Annotated in this window: 11 protein-coding genes and 1 riboswitch; of the genes, 8 read left to right on the top strand and 3 right to left on the bottom strand. The window is 44.3% G+C overall.

Features of this window, described 5'->3' with window-relative positions; translation table 11 throughout:
• Positions 1-91: 91 nt before the first annotated feature.
• The gene (locus IEY18_RS02865; protein ID WP_188917577.1) at positions 92-3,493 is read right to left on the bottom strand and encodes an EAL domain-containing protein; all 3,402 of its coding nucleotides are present in this window, start codon (positions 3,491-3,493) and stop codon (positions 92-94) included.
• 248 nt (positions 3,494-3,741) lie between these two features.
• On the bottom strand, positions 3,742-4,686 hold the full coding sequence (gene rihA, locus IEY18_RS02860; protein WP_188917575.1) for a pyrimidine-specific ribonucleoside hydrolase RihA: 945 nt from the start codon (positions 4,684-4,686) through the stop codon (positions 3,742-3,744).
• Between the two features lie 528 nt (positions 4,687-5,214).
• On the opposite strand from rihA, the gene IEY18_RS02855 reads away from it, so the two are divergent.
• From IEY18_RS02855 to IEY18_RS02840, 4 genes are all read left to right on the top strand, one after another.
• On the top strand, positions 5,215-5,880 hold the full coding sequence (locus IEY18_RS02855) for a hypothetical protein (protein WP_188917573.1): 666 nt from the start codon (positions 5,215-5,217) through the stop codon (positions 5,878-5,880).
• A gap of 376 nt (positions 5,881-6,256) precedes the next feature.
• Positions 6,257-6,463: riboswitch (cobalamin riboswitch) on the top strand.
• A 161-nt stretch (positions 6,464-6,624) separates the two neighbouring features.
• On the top strand, positions 6,625-8,604 hold the full coding sequence (locus IEY18_RS02850; RefSeq protein WP_188917571.1) for a TonB-dependent receptor: 1,980 nt from the start codon (positions 6,625-6,627) through the stop codon (positions 8,602-8,604).
• Between the two features lie 98 nt (positions 8,605-8,702).
• Positions 8,703-9,287: a GDSL-type esterase/lipase family protein gene (locus IEY18_RS02845; RefSeq protein WP_188917569.1), complete on the top strand. Its 585-nt coding sequence runs from the start codon at positions 8,703-8,705 to the stop codon at positions 9,285-9,287.
• Between the two features lie 178 nt (positions 9,288-9,465).
• A complete protein-coding gene (locus tag IEY18_RS02840) occupies positions 9,466-10,194 on the top strand; it encodes an HDOD domain-containing protein (protein ID WP_188917568.1) in 729 nt (242 codons plus the stop codon).
• Between the two features lie 151 nt (positions 10,195-10,345).
• Here the strand turns inward: IEY18_RS02840 and IEY18_RS02835 are convergent, their stop codons facing one another.
• Positions 10,346-11,248 (bottom strand): LysR substrate-binding domain-containing protein, encoded by a 903-nt coding sequence (locus IEY18_RS02835; RefSeq protein ID WP_188917566.1) that lies wholly within the window; start codon positions 11,246-11,248, stop codon positions 10,346-10,348.
• A gap of 513 nt (positions 11,249-11,761) precedes the next feature.
• On the opposite strand from IEY18_RS02835, the gene IEY18_RS02830 reads away from it, so the two are divergent.
• From IEY18_RS02830 to IEY18_RS02815, 4 genes are all read left to right on the top strand, one after another.
• The gene (locus IEY18_RS02830; RefSeq protein WP_188917564.1) at positions 11,762-12,340 is read left to right on the top strand and encodes a peroxiredoxin family protein; all 579 of its coding nucleotides are present in this window, start codon (positions 11,762-11,764) and stop codon (positions 12,338-12,340) included.
• Positions 12,334-13,005: a gluconate 2-dehydrogenase subunit 3 family protein gene (locus tag IEY18_RS02825; protein ID WP_188917562.1), complete on the top strand. Its 672-nt coding sequence runs from the start codon at positions 12,334-12,336 to the stop codon at positions 13,003-13,005. Before IEY18_RS02830 ends, IEY18_RS02825 begins: the two co-directional genes overlap by 7 nt.
• A 33-nt stretch (positions 13,006-13,038) precedes the next feature.
• Positions 13,039-14,709, top strand: coding sequence for a GMC family oxidoreductase (locus tag IEY18_RS02820; RefSeq protein WP_188917560.1), 1,671 nt, complete (start codon positions 13,039-13,041; stop codon positions 14,707-14,709).
• Between the two features lie 89 nt (positions 14,710-14,798).
• Entirely contained in the window at positions 14,799-15,845 is a 1,047-nt protein-coding gene (locus IEY18_RS02815) for an endonuclease/exonuclease/phosphatase family protein (RefSeq protein WP_188917558.1), read from the top strand.
• Positions 15,846-15,852 lie beyond the last annotated feature (7 nt).

The raw sequence follows: 15,852 nt of genomic DNA, 5'->3' as shown, positions 1-15,852 counted from the left end.
GAGGAGCGTTTTTTTATTGGTAACGATTGAACGCAATTAGCAGGAGGCCAAATCGCAATAAGATCAGGATGAAATCAAGCAGATAATACGCTTATGTTTGATGCTCCCGCTGAAGGATTTGTTCAAACTCCTCAAGCGGAACTGGCCGACTAAATAAGTAACCTTGGCCATAATTACATTTTAGCGCGTTCAGAAGCTGATATTGCTCTTCGGTTTCGACACCTTCAGCAATCACATTGAGGTTGAGACCGTGCCCCATAGCGATTGCAGCACCTACGAGTTCTAAGTCTCCAGGGTCGACAGTAATATCATTGATAAAGCTTTTATCGACCTTCACCGTATCAAATGGGTAGCTGCGGAGATAACTCAGTGACGAATAACCAGTACCAAAGTCATCCATGGAGATGCTGACGCCGATATTGTTTAATTCCGACAGCGTTTGAGCAATGACGGGGTCGCCACTGAGTAACACACCTTCGGTAATCTCTAGTTCAACACAGTGGCTCGCCAATTGGTGCTCCTGCAGAAGTTGCGTGAGTACCTCAATAAATGCACTGTCTCTAAATTGTTTTGGCGATACATTAATGGCGATTCTGAAGTTATTTTGATAGTTCTTTTGCCATTGGGCCGCCGCCGTAAAGGCTTGCTCCATCACAAAGCGGCCGATGGGAACAATTAGCCCAGTTTGCTCCGCGATTGGGATAAACTCATCGGGTGTCACTTTGCCCAATTTGACATTATCCCAGCGAAGCAGGGCCTCAGCACCAATGGTTTTGCGATCACGAATATCCACTAAAGGTTGGAAATAAACTTCAAGTTCTTGTCGTTGCAGCGCGCTTCTCAGTTGCTCTTCAACTTGCAAGCGGCGATTCATATCTTGGTTCATTTGCATCGTAAAGAAGTTGTAAGTATTGCGACCCAACTCTTTTGAATGGTACATCGCTGAATCTGCTTGTCGCAGTAGCTCGGTAGGCTTGGTACTGTCTTCTGGGTATACGGAAATACCAATGCTGACTGTGCTGACAAGTTCGCGGTTTTTAAGCTTGAACGGATGGCTAAATTGCTCAAGTAGCTTTTCTGCGATGGTTATAACGTCACTTTCATCGGAAATATTATTGAGAATGACGATAAACTCGTCGCCGCCTAAACGACCCACAACATCGTTGCTTCGGATACAGCTGCTCAATCGACTGGCGGCTTGTATCAGTAATGAGTCCCCGACCTGATGACCTAAGGTATCATTCACTTTTTTAAAGTCGTCTAGATCTAAAAAGAGCACGGCAACTTTGCTCCGAGTGCGATTGGCATCTTTCAGAGTTTGCGACAGTCGGTCTAATGACAATAAACGATTTGGCAATTCAGTGAGGCTGTCGTAGTGGGCCTGGTGAAGGATTTTCTCTTCTTGTTTTTTATATTGAGTAATGTCTTGTTTTAGCGCGAGGAAATGTTTGGTGACCCCTAAGCTATCGACGACAGGCGCAATGTGGGCATGTTCCCAAAAAATCTCGCCATTCTTCTTTTTGTTTTGCAGCTCACCTTCCCAAGCGTGTCCTTGGGTTATCGCTGACCAGAGCTCTGCATAAATTGATTTCGAGGTTTTTCCTGATTTGAGCATGCGCGTGTGTCGACCAAGCACATCTTGACTGCTATACCCAGAGACCTTTTCGAAATGATGGTTGACGTACTCAATCATGCCATTGGTGTCGGTAAGCACTGTTGATACAGGGCTTTGGTCGAGTGCTTGTGACAGAGTCAGCGCTTGATCTTCAGCTTGTTTTTGCGCGGTCAAATCCATATCGATGCAGTACATCTCAGGCTCATTGTCGCTATTGTAGATCATGACGTGTGAAGAAAAGACGGAAACGGTATCACCACTTGCAGTAAGCAACTCAAGTTCTCCAGCTGGAATCGCATTGCCGCCATTTACCCAATTATTCACATCTTGGATCACTTGCTGACGATGTTCTTCGGGGATCATGAGATCTTCTAGCTGGCTGCCAATCGCTTGTTCTTTGCTGAAGCCATAGAGTGTTTCACTGGCTTGGTTCCAGTAGATTACTGCTCGATTTTTATCATAGCCCTGCACGGCAATAGAGTTTGTGGTGTCGAAGATCCGCTTGAATTTGATTTCGCTTTCAATAAGCTTCTTTTGGTTCTCGATGCGTTCGGAAATATCTTTAACAAAAACAAAGAACTTACCACCATCTTCATTCCAGTAGCGGACGTTCACTTCGACTGGGAAGTTATGACCCGCTTTATGTCGATGTAAGGTCGTGATGCTCATGCGACCATCTTGAATGACTTGGCGGACAGTTTGCTGATCGAAGCGATGCTCGGTACTTGCATCGAGTTCATTGATCGGTAGTCCAATAAGTTCATTGAGGCCAAAGCCTGACATGTCACAATAGCTTTGGTTGCTTTCTATGATTTTACCTTGCATTGAAATAATAAAAAAACCATCGAGCGCAGTACTTAAAACGGCGCGATAGGTCATTTCACTAACAAGTAGCTGTTGCTCGACGCGTTTACGGTCTGTGATATTTCGGCTGACACCCACGATGCCACGATGCTTGCCATGCTTGTCTTTGTAGGGGGTTTTTACAGTACTAAAGTCAACAAGGCGACCATCTGGGTAGGCAACGGTATCCTCATTGGTCACAAAACTATCCTCAGCGATAATAATGCGGTCTTTTTCTCGAAACAATTTTGCGTTTTCTTTGCCGAACAGCTCAACATCATCCTTTCCTTGGATCTCCGATACTGGGCGCCCCATAAATTCAGCAAATGCTTTATTACAGCCCAAGTAGATTCCTTCAATGGATTTGTAGAAAATCAGGTCCGGGATGCCATCAATAATGCTTTGTAGTGTGTCTTTTTGTTTCTCCAATAATCGCTCATGCTTTTTGAGCTCAAGTTCGAGCTGCTTTTTATCCATTTGTCGCTTCAGTAGTAAACCTAATAACATGGTCCCGATGGGGAATACAGTGAAGAGAATTGGAGTGATGGTTTGAATGATGTTGTATTTTTCTGTGGTTGGCAGCAGGAGCATCGTCAGAGTTACGACAATCTCAACAACTAACCCCATTGCGATTAAGTTGAGCCAATTGACCTCTTTGTGAAAGTGACGCAACCAATAACGCCAACCAAGACCTGTGGCTGCGCTAGCAAAGATTACAATAATCCCTACGGGCACCCCAATGCCACCTTCATAGAGTCGAAAGCAGCTGGTGATAACAATGGCGATAGCCGTCGGAATCAAGCCAAAAAATAGTCCGCTTAGACTCAGTAACACCCAACGAGTATCAAACAGTACCCCAGGATGCAATTCCCAAGGGTGACTCATCACGCTAATACCGATCATGCCGATAAACAAGCCACTGGCTATGTTTCTCAGATGGGTATTTCCAATATTTCGCAGGCCAATCGAGTCGTAAATCACGCCAAGAGCGACTAATAGGACTGCATTGTTTAATAGACTTAGAAAGCTATCCATTCAAGTTCCGCAAAGTGGTTTCGCACAAAAAATACTTGTTCCAATTGTAGTAGATAATATGATGAAAAATCTTAAAAAAGTTACGGTAACTCTATATTTTATGGAATCGTGTGAAAGGAGGGTTTCGAACAGGGAATTTAACTTGTTTTGAGTAGGAGAGAGTACTGCAGAGCTTGGTTCGCTGTTCAATGCTCACTGCACTGCAGTTATTGTGTTTAGGGCATCGAACAGCATTTGTGTATATTGAATTACAAGTGATTGTAGGCCGTCAAACTTGTCACCAACAAATCGACAAACCCTTGGCGGTCAATATCGAACAACACTTTTGCGTTGGGCTGTTTGCCTGTGAGTTGATATCGATCCACGACCGTCATGCCTTGGGTATGTTCGCCCTTGGTTTCGATACCAACCCAGCATTCTTGGGCGGTAAATAACTCAGGCTTCAACAAGTAGGCGATAGTGCAAGGGTCGTGTAAGGGGGCACCTTTAAAGCCCCACTTGGGATCGCGATGGTAAATCATGAAGAAGTCGAGTAAGTCTGCGACACATTGGGCTATCGGGTTATCAATTGCACGTACTCGTGCGATATCTTCATCGACAATGTAGGCTTCATGGGTCACATCTAGGCCACACATGACGATCGGGATCCCTGACTTAAAAACAATGTCAGCCGCTTCTGGATCAACGTAAATATTGAACTCAGCGGCAGGAGTCCAATTGCCGACACCAGCAGCGCCCCCCATCAGCACAATTTGTTCAATTTTTTCATGGAGCTCAGGGTAAGTGGCAAGTAGTAACGCAATATTTGTCAGCGGCCCTGTCGGATTCAAAATAACTGGCGTTTCACTTTCTGTCAGAGTTTGCGCCATAAGCTCCACAGCGGAAATTTGGAGTGGGTCAAATCCAGGGTCAGGGAGCGCAGGTCCATCAAGGCCTGATTCGCCATGAACGTTATCGGCAATAATGAGTTCTCGCGCAATGGGTTTGATGGCACCACCTGCCACTGGAATATCACTTCTTTGTAATAGCGTTAGGATCCGTAACGCGTTGTTCAGCGTCTTGTCAGGAGTTTGGTTGCCGGCGCTTGTAGTGACGGCTTTGACGTCGAGAGCATGTGTGCTGAGGGCTAAAATGAGGGAAATTGCGTCATCATGGCCTGGATCGCAATCGCAAATAATGGGGCTGGTAGTCATCGTGCATTACTCCTTGTGCAAACAGGCTTCAAATTAGCACGCACGGAAATGCGCCAGAGAGTAATTCCTCGCACTTACCTACAAAAATGTGAACGGGGTAACAATCGAAAGTTTTGCTGCACATTTATGCAAGCTTTGGCATGGATAGAATGTTAACAAATGTTGTTAGTTGTATGATTTATGTGGTTATTTTTTTCATTTGCAGGCCTACGAAAGAGGGCCTGGTTTTTTATTCATTCAAGTTTAAATGGCGTTGTTGTTTCGCTCATTCAGTGGATTAAGACCTGTTGAATATTAAACAACAATATTTTCAGTAGATTATGCATAAGTTCATGGGGTTTACTACAATCAACAGAGGACAAATTAAGAACTGAATTGAAGTGCGTCGGACCGCAACATCATGATGGCTTCTTTTATAAATTGTTTTTCAACAACCTTTGCGAATTTTAATTTACAAAATAGCTGTGGTGTCACGTTTAAAATTGCATCAAAATAACAAGATACCGGAAACAAGGATGCGAGCTTGGTATGAAAAGAGTTACACGCAAGTTAACTTCAAGTATGGCTGTCAGCATGTTAGTGCTGAGTATTTCTGCGCCAGTAGCATTTGTGCATGCAAAAGAGCCTGCGCCGGAAGTCGAAGAGGAGACCGACCTTTCCAACGAGCTACCAATATTTAGTCAAAATTTAGGCTTTTACTTACCTGCAGGCTGGAAGTTGGCTTTTCAGAAGCTTGAAAGCAATATGTATAGTGCTGAATATGTTCCAGCAAAACAAAAGCTTCGCCGCTGGAAATCGTTATTTTGTGTGCAAGGCTACCAAGGAATGGCAGATTCAGTTAGCCCGCAGCAATTTTTTGATTCTTTCGCTGCAACCTACAAACAGACATGCCAAGGAGAGGTCTACCTGAAGCAACTCGAAAATGTGCAAATCTCTGGAAACAATGGTATTTCAGCACTAATGGGTTGTACTTTGATGCCAAATACCCACCGTTCTGACATGCTCAAAGAGCACGCTCATCAGTCTCAGCCGCAAGGAGAAATGGGCTATTACACGGTTTTAGAGGGACGCGATGATTTGTATATGTTGCATAAGTCGATCCGCGGCAACGTATTTACCTTACAGTCTCTGCCCGTAAATCAGGACACTTGGCCTGCTTTCATTAAAGATATGAAACCTTACTCTTTGCAATAATTTTAGCGACAACAGCATTGTCACTTTGCTTTGCACTTTCTCGAATGCAAACAAACCTTCATCTAGGATGATTTCAATTAGGTTGTGTGCGTTTTCTTTTTATATAGACGCCTCTGTTTTCCATAGGATTACTGAAAATGCCGCGCGTTGAGATATGTGATTATTTGCAATTGTCGATTTTTAGCGCTGGTTAATTCCGTTGATGAAGGCTCGAAGGTGCAGGCTTATAGTGGTAGACTCGCCACGTTTTATATTGAATTCAATTAAAGATACAAAGAAATAAATAGACATTTAAACGTATAGACGTCTATAGTCTGTTCCGGTTCTTGCTCCTGCAAATGATTGTTTCACTCCCCGAGCAGCATGTGTAGCAGCAGAATCAGTTAATCTAATGTGGTGCTTAGAGCGTTTTTGCTTTGAGATAATCGGGAAACCAGTGAAAGTCTGGTACTGCCCCCGCAACGGTAAATGGTGAAAAACCGGCGCACTGTATTTCAGTGTTCAAAGCAAGGTTTTGCAGTATCTCTCGATGTGAGTGATGCCTATCCTAAGTCCGGAGACCGGCCCAATAGATGATTTCGAAGATTTCGGTGGGCAGATCTCGAGATGCGATAATGACAGGACCAGTACACTATTGCGTGTCTTCAGCAGTCAATGCTGAAGTGGACGTATTACAGTGTGCTGCAGAACTGAGACTTTATCGTGACATTTTGCCCCGTTTTGCTTTTAGGAGTTAAAGCCAAAATGGGAACTAATCCAACTAAATTAGCCGTGTTACTGGGCAGCTTGCTTAGTGCATCAATTTCTTCGGTGGCCCTTGCTGCCAATCATACCCCTAACACATCTCCATCGATTGATAGTCAAATCAGTCCAAATACGATGGAGTCGATCGTAGTGATCGGCCGTAATGAACATACGCCTTTGGATCTTGCTGCCAATGTGAAAGTGATAGATGCCGCAACGATTGAAGTTTCAGCGGCTTCCAGCTTAACTGAAGTGTTGCGTAGCCAAGCGGGTATCCAAGTTTCAGATTCAAATTCAGGCGCTGTATTCTCAATGCGCGGCTTTACATCTGGCCAAGCTGCAAATAACACTTTGATTTTGTTAGATGGTCGCCGCCTGAATCATATCGATATTGCCGCGCCTAATATTGACGCGATTCCCCTTAATCAAATCGAAAGGGTAGAAATTTTATCAGGCAGTGCAGGCGTGCTTTATGGTGATCAAGCTGTTGGCGGGGTGATTAACATTGTAACCAAGTCACCAGATGCAACACAGGGCTCCATTGAATTAGGCTTGGGAAGTTTTGATGCTTACGAAAGCAAGTTCGATGTCGCGGGCCGCTTTGCGGAAGATTGGCGTTACTTTTTCGCGGCAAGTTATGGCGAAAGTGACAATTATCGCGAGCATAATGCAAATCAGACCGGCTCCATTCTTGGCCGAATTCAGTACGAACTGGACGAACAGAACTTTTACCTTGAAGCCAGTTATTATGATGATGACCAAGAGCTTGCTGGTGCACTTTCGGAGTCTGATTTTGACATCGATCCGCGACAGTCATTCAATACGAATCAGTACCTACACAATATTTCCAAGGCGGTGCGTAGCGGCTATCAACAACAAGTCTCAGAGACTTGGAATTTAAGCCTTGATGCGGGCTACAGTGATACCTTAGTCAACGGTTTTGTATGGGGGCCATCGACGAACGAGCGCTCTTTACTAGAGTTTAGCCCCAAAGCGATTGCCGCATTTGATACCGCCAATGGCCCATTAACTGTGGTCTCAGGTGTTGATTACAAACTTGGAGAGTCTGACTTTAAGAACGGGCGCCGTAACGAACAAACAAGCTATAGTGCATATGTACAGGCGACGGTGCCAGTGACCGATTCTTTGAGTTATATTGTTGGTGGTCGTTATGCGAAAGCCGAGGATGAACTAGTGGACCCGGTTTATCCTAATGGTGTTGAATTAGAGCAAGATGCTGATGCATTTGAGTTTGGCTTGAATTACCGTCCATCAGCGGCACATCGTCTCTATGTTCGTGCTGACGATAACTTCCGTTTCGCGAAGGTCGATGAGCAAGCTTATACCTCACCGGGTGTCGTTGGCTTGAAGCCTCAAACAGGCCGTTCGTTCGAAGCGGGTTGGGACTATACCACTCAGCAGCATGTGCTACGTATTAATGTCTATCGTCTTGACCTAGAAAATGAAATTGTTTGGGATCCCAATGCGCAAAAACCAGATCTAGGCTTCTTCAATGGCGCGAATGTTAACGCAGATGAGTCTCGCCGCTATGGGGCTAGTGTCGACTGGGATTGGCAGCTGTCGACAGCGTTACAATTGGGCGGTGAATACCATTATATTGATGCTGAATTTACAGAAGGAACCCATCAAGGCAAGCAGCTTTCATGGGTGGCAGAACATAATGGCAGTGTGTTTATTAGTCATGATCTCAGTGACCACTGGCAGCTATTTGCTGATGCTGTTTATGTTGGTGAGCGCTTTATGGAAGGCGACAACGCTAATGTCGGTGACCAGCTTGATAGCTATGTGTTGACCAATGTTGCGATTAATTATCGACGCGACGCATGGTTAGCAAGTTTAAAAGCTGAGAATCTCTTTGACGAAACATATGTGAGCGGGGGCTACTATTCATCTTGGGGAAGCGGCTTTTATACTGGTACAGGACGAAATGTTCGTTTCAGTGTCAGTTATCGTTTCTAGCACTTCTACGTAAGGTAAGTTAGGTTATAAGGAAGTGGTTGCTTTGAACGTACAGAGCAACCCTTTGTTATGACTTGCCGCGATTTTCGGGGGCTCACGTGGTAAAACTGCTTTTAAAAATATTCTTGCTGGTATTACTGATTGGTTGCTCAGAACCAAGTTTACCCAAGCTTACAGCACCGGCGACTATATTAGCGTTTGGCGACAGCTTAACTGCCGGTGTGGGAGCATCGACGGGCAAAGATTATCCCAGTGTTTTAGCACAAATGAGCGGTTTAGAAGTGATTAACGCTGGCGTTTCTGGAGAAACAACGGCTGAAGGGTTACGACGTTTTGAGTCCCAGCTCGTCGAGAGTAAGCCACAACTGGTGATATTGCTTGAAGGCGGTAATGATATTTTGCGTAATCATGATTTGAAGCAAACAGAGCATAACCTTTCAAAAATGATAGCAATCGCACAGCGGTTAGATATTGCGGTTTTATTGGTCGCTGTGCCCCAAAAAAATATGTTTCTAACCCCAGCACCCTTGTATCAACAGCTGGCTGAAAAGTACCAAATTCCACTATTAGAAGAGGTACTGAGCGAGCTTCTACGCCAACCGGGTTTGAAATCCGATTCGATTCATTTGAATGATGCTGGATATCAAAGGCTCGCAGAAACGATATATGCTGAATTGCATTGATGTTCGATAATCGGACTCGGATCATAGAATCACGGTTGTATGCTAAATTTAATTCTATAATTGATCGCAAAGTAGGCATTGTGAGCTAAATCAACTTGACCCTTGCCCCGGTTTTATGGATAAATCCCAAGGTAGTTAAGCAGTCTTTTAAGTAATCATGATTAGGTTAAAATGATCCATGACAGATCTTGAGCAACAAGTATTTACTCAAGTAAGAGCGATTATCTCCAATGAGGAGCAAGTCATTGGACGACGTGGCATTTTAATTCCGCTAAAAAAGGCGATTATTGCTGACGGCGATATTCGAAATGTCATCGATATTGTCGCGAGTGATCCTGCGCTTGCAGCGCACTTACTTTGGCGCAGTAAAAGCGCCACCAACCCGGCTTTACAAAGTTCTAAAGCGCGCTCGTTGAAAGATGCGCTAATTCGTCTTGGTCAGGTCAATATTTACCGCTATGCCTTTACCTTTTATTTGAAAGAGCGTCTTGATGAGTTGCCACAACCCTACAAGAAACTTGTTCAAGGGTATTGGAAGTTAACCGAAAATATTGCAATTGATTCCGTTGACCGCTTGCATCATATGGAGTCGGTAAACATTGATGCTGACGAAGTACAAACCCTTGCGTTGTTTAGTGTATTTGGTCAGGTGATCACGTTAACGGCCTTTGCGTACCTCAATGCTGAGTCTGATGTTTCTTTTCCTCTCAGTATTATTAAGTCTTTGATTGATAATCAGCAAGAGACCTTATCGCTTGAAGCTTTTGAGTCGCTCGGATTAGATGAAGAACTAAAAGAAGAGTTTATGATCGCCCATAATATAAAGCCGGCAACCGTTGAAGTCAGCCCAGGCTTAATTGTGAAAAAAGTCTTGGCGAAGCGAGGCTTGCTGCTGAACCCACTTTAGTGGTTGATTCGATGATGGGTTAAAGCGCCAAATAATTTTGAAGAAAAAGCCGCAGATTGTTACCAATCCGCGGCTTTTTAAATTCTTATCGATAGCGTTCTAACTATCTTTTTGAGTTAGCGTTATCATGATTTGTGGGCGAGCTTTGTCACTACGAAAGATGCTGACGAGCCAGTCCTGCTTTGGTTACTAATTCGAACCAGTCTTGAACCAGTCGACCGTTGGTTATGTCACGCTTATATGCGCCAAACAGCGGTCGCTTCAACCCTTCTAAGCCAATTTTAAGGGATTTCACGCTGTGGCTGTAAGCATCTGTAATCGCCCAAGTCGGTAAAGCAACCACACCTTCATTACACGCGACACGTTGTAGCAAGATATTACTGTGCTCGTATGTTTTGTGATGTCCTAAGGTGACGCCAGCTGGCTCAACAAAGTGGCGGTAGAATGCTTGGTTTGCCAATGGAATCGGGTAGCTTAATAAAGTTTCCCCTTCTAACTGGTGCGGCAATACATAATCTTGCTTCGCCAGAGGGTGATCATTGGCAACGATGAGTTTCATTTCAAAGTCAAATAAGTGCTGATAGGCAAGAGCTTGTCCGGGGATTGGGTCCGAAGTGAGCACAATGTCGAGCTTACCTGATTCAATGGCGTTTAGAGCATCAGCTAGTTGATAGCTAGAAACATTTAAATCTGAATCTAAGTGAGCTTGCTTAAACTTATCAACAACTGGCATTAACCAACGCAAGCAGCTATGACAATCTAAACCAACTTTGAGGCTATTTTCCGCCAGAATTCGACCTTGCTTCAGATCCGATTCCGTTTCTAAAACACGCGGTAATATCTCTTCGGCCAAGTTAAGTAGTCTTGTACCTTCTTCGGTGAAGGATAGAGGCTTACTCTTACGAATAAAAATGGCTGAGTTAATTCGAGTCTCTAATTCTTTAATTTGATGAGACAAAGCTGACTGGGTTACAAAACGTATTTTTGCAGCCGCAGCTAGGCTGCCACTCTCTTTTAATGCGACCAATGTCCGCAGATGTCTTAACTCTATCATTTGACTCCCCATCAATACGACTAATGTTGACAGATACCATTTTCAACCTGTTTACAAAAGAGTAACACGTAGAACTTCTGGACGTCCAGACACCTTCATCGACTTTGCTCATGTTAATTGTGGCATAAATATGCTTTTTTAGTGAATAACGATTTATGGAAAGTGCTTATATATCATAAGGCTTGCTTCATTGTGGTGCGTTTAAAGTGACATAAATTTGGCGTCAAAAAAAATTTTTGGAAAATTCCATTTTGTGGTCTAGATCAAAACGAATCTATAAGTGTTATCTCTGTTTTTGGTTGTTCGCACCGCTAAGCCACTGGATATTAAGTTGTATGTACCCATTTGTGTATATGGTGTGTTGCAACTGTTTGTCGGTTCGAACAGTTGGAATTTGTCCTAGATCAAAGCATGGCGACTTTTATTTGTTTGTTTGAATACAAACATAGAAAGGCGCGGTCTGCTTGAATAATGGAAGTTGAATCTGATTCAGGTTAACTCAGGAGATGTTTCATGATGGTGCAAATGACTCAATTGCTAAAGCACATCAAATGGATAATGTTAATGGTTTGTGCTTGGTGCGCAATGCCTGTACAAGCAGCGGATCCTACTTTAGCAGTCGGAGATAAGGCTCCCCACTTTCGTTTGGTTGCGATGGATGGCTCGGTAGAAACTTTGAGTGACTATATTGGAAGACAGCCTGTTTATTTGATTTTTTGGAATACCTGGTGCGGTCATTGTATTCACAAGGTTCCTCAGGTGATGCAAACGCAGAAGGAACTTGGTTCAAAGTTAAAAATCATTGCCATTAATACCAGTTGGAGTGATTCGCTGGCAGAAGTGCGTGCCTTTCAACAGCGGTTTCAAACAAATTATCAAATCGTGTTTGATGATGGGGCGAAAGTCACGGACCGATATGGCGTTTGGGGCGCTCCAACGGAGTTTATTATTGATGTGCACGGTATTGTGCGACATCGCGATGATCTCCCTAAAGATTTAAGTGCTCGTGTTGCATCATGGCAATTTTCGGAAACAGAGGAGCCAGCGATAAAGTTGGTGTCAACATGCGAAGGAGAGCAGACTTCATGTTAAAAAGTGGTGCGAAATCTAAGCTTCATCAACCCAGAGCGCAAAGTCGGAAGGCGCTGACTTCTAACAAGCCTGAAGTGGTTCGGGCGTATCAATGTGGTTTGAATCGACGCGCATTTCTAAAGCAAACTGGGGCGTTCACGCTTTTTGCCTCGTTATTGGCAACAAAGCCGGTAGCAGTCGCGGCAGATCTGCCATCAAATGTTGGCCAAGATGAACAAAACGTTCAGTTTGATGATGACGCCAAAATCATACTCACGCAGGTGCAGATGCATTTGTTTCCAGATGATGGTGATGGCCCCAGCGCCAATGATTTAAATGCGTTCGCGTATTTAAGTTGGGCGTTGACCGATCCAGAAAACCAAGCTGAAGGTGATCAGGAATTTATCGTGAAAGGGGTTTCTTGGCTACAAGATTTATCCCAAAAAACTCATGGTGGTGGGTTTATGCAGCTGACTAAGACTGAGCAGGAGAGATTACTCCACCAAATTGCCCGCAGTCGAGCTGGAGAAAATTGGTTGTCTATGTTGCTGTATTATCTGTTAGAAGCACTCACTTTAGACCCAGTTTATGGTGGTAATGTCGGGGGGATTGGTTGGCAATGGCTAGCGCATCAACCCGGTTATCCGCAACCAGTTGTCGGGAAGACCTATCGAGATTTCCAATAATATTGAAGTAAACCCTATTGCTGAAAGGTTGTTATGAACACTCATAATTTTGATGTATGTATTGTTGGCAGTGGTGTGGGTGGTGCGCCCATCGCCTATGAACTCGCAGCCGCAGGATTTCGCGTGGTTGTGCTAGAAAAAGGTAAATGGCATAAGGAGTCGGACTTTTTCAAAGATGAAAACTTAGGGCGCCATCGTATTTTTCGTTCTCAGTTTCAGGATGAACGCCACGTTTTAGAAGAACCCAATGATGATGGCTCTTGGTCTAGTGATACGACTTCGCAGTTTTGGGGAGGCAATATTGTTGGCGGCGCAAGTAACTTCATGAGTGCCTATTTTCATCGGCTGAAACCGCAAGATTTTAAATTACTTTCGACCTATGGTGCGATTGACGGTGCTAATATTGTCGATTGGCCAATGAGTTATGACGAACTTGAACCCTATTATGCCAAAGTGGAGCAACTAGTTGGCGTGTCTGGCAAAGTGGTCTCACATCCACATTTAGAGCCGCGTTCAACCCCTGATTACCCATTTCCACCGACGGCAGAGCATCCGGTCGCCCACCGTTTTGATAAAGCCTGTAACAAACTCGGTTTCCATCCATTGCCTATGGCAAGAGGAATCCTATCCATTCCCCATAATGGTCGTCGCAGCTGCGAGTACTCGGGCTATTGCGGTAGTTACGGTTGCCATTCCGGGGCTAAAGCTAGCGCCCGAGCGGCACTGCTTGATCTCGCGGTAAAAAACGGTCAATGCCAAGTGATAACACAAGCCAAAGTCTATCGACTGAACACCAATGATCAGGGCAATGTCACGAGCGCTGCATATTTTGATGATGAGGGGAAGCCTCAGCAGATTACAGCGAAGGTCTTTGTCGTTGCTTGCTATGCTATCGAAAGTGCAAGGTTGTTACTGGCATCGACCAGTCAAAAGCACCCCAAAGGCATTGGTAATCAGCATGATCAGGTAGGAAAAAACCTTCATTGCTGTGCGGGAGGCACTGGTCATGGTGTGTTTAAGCTCGACAAATTGACTCCTGGTGAGGCGCAGCAGTTAAAAATGCGTGGGCCTTTTTTTAATCGAGCTCTACAGGATTGGTATGAAATAAACGATAAACGCATCGCTGAACAACCGATTAAAGGGGGAACGCTGGATTTTGTGTTTGATCCTCCATCACCGACTTCAGAGGCCAATAGTCTAAAGTGGCAGGATGGTAACTTGCTCTGGGGCAGTAAACTGAAGCAACGCATTAAGTCGCACTTTACGCAGTCGAAGGACTTCAAGTTTGAAGTATTTTGTGACTGGCTACCCAATGATGATTGCTATGTTTCTTTGGCTGAAAACGAACTAGATAAGTGGCAGCAACCTATCGCCAAGGTTAAAGCGGGCTTCCATCCCCATGACATAAAAGTTGCTCAATATCTTGTAGATAAAGGTGTTGAAGTGATGAGAGCGATGGGAGCCGATGAGGCTTGGGGAAATGTCTTTACGTCGCCCACGTCGAATCTTGTTGCGGGTGGGTGTCGTTTTGGTTTAGATCCAAAGTCTTCTGTTCTGGATAAAAATTGCAAAGTCCATGATGTCGATAATCTCTATGTGAGTGATGGAAGCTTTATGCCAAATGGTGGCAGTGTGACGCCGACAATGACCATTTATGCCAACGCTTTTCGAGTTGCAGACCAAATTATTCAGCGCTTGAAATGAACGTGATATTTCAGGCGCACCGTCATTTTCAACCAAAGTGCTTGTGTTAAGCTTGTGGCCGTAGAGGATTGAACCATTAGGGAAAGCAATTGACATCGTTTGAATTAGTTACGACGGGTGCAATAAAAATCGCCACTTTGAATTTGTTTAATTATCTTGAACCGCCAGGTGCTTATTACGACTTTCAGAATATTTATAGCCAAGAGCAATGGCTAAAGAAACAAGCTTGGATTGCAAATTATCTTAACTTGTATCAACCTGATATGATTGGTTTTCAAGAGGTTTTTTCCTCTAAGTCGCTTCAGGCATTATGTCTAGCGCAGGGTTATTCCTATTTTTCTGTGCTAGATGAGCCGGAAGTAGAGGATGAGTTTATCTATCGAAAACCGGTTGTCGCGATTGCCAGTCGTTTTCCAATCGTTGCTTCGAAATGCCTTCAAGCCGAGCCATCACACGTTGAATTACTCGGATTACACCCTGATTTTGATTATTCGCGCGCTCCTCTTTGTGCAACCGTGAGCCTGCCAATTGTTGGAGAGGTTGACTGTTATGTTGTGCACTTTAAGTCCAAAAGGCCTCAACTTGATACGCACAGTGCATTGCAACAAAACAAAAGCTTATTGAGCGGCGAGGAAGCCAGTATTCGCTATCACCAAGAAGTGCTCGGTCGTTGGGGAGCGAGTATGCGTCGCGGTTCTGAGGCCGCCCTTATCTACAGTGAAATTATACAGCAGCGGCAAATGACTGGCCGACCATTTCTTTTACTTGGGGATTTTAACGACGAAATGAATAGCGATGTGCTATCGGCGTTAAGCCACCAATATAGTCGAGTGCAACAATTGTCCAGCAAGGTTTTAGCATTATACGCCTTGAAAGATAGTTTTAGCTTATATCAGACGACAGATCACTGCTCTGAAGCGGTACAACGCCAGCCAACTCATTACTATGGTGCAAACGGGTCAGTGCTTGATTACATCATGTGTTCATGTGAATTTGATGCGGGTTATGATCAAAGTATTTTTGAGGTTAGCGATTATCATAGTCATGACAGTCATTTATTGCGCCCTGAATACGCAGTCGATAGCCACAGTAGTGATCATGCTCCTGTGATGATTACCCTGCAACCTAGGCGCTAGAATAGGG

This window comes from Shewanella gelidii, assembly GCF_014647855.1.
Lineage (GTDB): Bacteria > Pseudomonadota > Gammaproteobacteria > Enterobacterales > Shewanellaceae > Shewanella > Shewanella gelidii.
Note: the sequence above shows the minus strand (reverse complement) of the source record. Positions and strands in the feature narration are given on the sequence as shown.

Coding starts and splice junctions, on each gene's coding strand:
- IEY18_RS02835 (WP_188917566.1), bottom strand. CDS start 11,248: ATGATAGAGTTAAGACATCTGCGGACATTGGTCGCATTAAAAGAGAGT.
- IEY18_RS02820 (WP_188917560.1), top strand. CDS start 13,039: ATGAACACTCATAATTTTGATGTATGTATTGTTGGCAGTGGTGTGGGT.
- IEY18_RS02855 (WP_188917573.1), top strand. CDS start 5,215: ATGAAAAGAGTTACACGCAAGTTAACTTCAAGTATGGCTGTCAGCATG.
- IEY18_RS02865 (WP_188917577.1), bottom strand. CDS start 3,493: ATGGATAGCTTTCTAAGTCTATTAAACAATGCAGTCCTATTAGTCGCT.
- IEY18_RS02830 (WP_188917564.1), top strand. CDS start 11,762: ATGATGGTGCAAATGACTCAATTGCTAAAGCACATCAAATGGATAATG.
- rihA (WP_188917575.1), bottom strand. CDS start 4,686: ATGACTACCAGCCCCATTATTTGCGATTGCGATCCAGGCCATGATGAC.
- IEY18_RS02850 (WP_188917571.1), top strand. CDS start 6,625: ATGGGAACTAATCCAACTAAATTAGCCGTGTTACTGGGCAGCTTGCTT.
- IEY18_RS02840 (WP_188917568.1), top strand. CDS start 9,466: ATGACAGATCTTGAGCAACAAGTATTTACTCAAGTAAGAGCGATTATC.
- IEY18_RS02825 (WP_188917562.1), top strand. CDS start 12,334: ATGTTAAAAAGTGGTGCGAAATCTAAGCTTCATCAACCCAGAGCGCAA.